Source organism: Tamlana crocina (assembly GCF_012037625.1).
Genome location: NZ_JAAVJS010000616.1, coordinates 1 through 332, shown reverse-complemented (window position 1 = coordinate 332; position 332 = coordinate 1). Strand labels below are relative to the sequence as shown.

Here is a 332-nt window from a genome sequence, read left to right as displayed (position 1 = left end):
CCGTCTCTGTTCCGGTTTATCCAAATATTACCAATGCCGAATTACAATTCATTCTTCAGGATGCTAATGTGAAGATGGTCTTTGTGGGTGACAATGCCCTCTTCGGAAAGATCATGGAGATCGAAGCAGAACTACCTGCTTTGCAGAAGATCTATTCCTTTAAGGAAGTTCCGGGAGTAGCACAACTTACCGGATTAATGCAGGAGATCACTCCCAAAGAAAAACTACAGGTAGAGGAACACCGGGAGCAGGTAAAGGAAAATGACCTGGCGACAATACTTTATACTTCAGGCACCACGGGAACTCCAAAAGGTGTCATGTTATCGCACAAG

The 332-nt window shown here is 44.6% G+C and carries 1 protein-coding gene; it reads left to right on the top strand.

Going from position 1 to position 332, the window contains the following annotated elements; genetic code table 11:
* A partial coding sequence (locus tag HC176_RS18285; RefSeq protein WP_167920416.1) for an AMP-binding protein occupies positions 1-332 on the top strand: 332 nt, incomplete at both ends.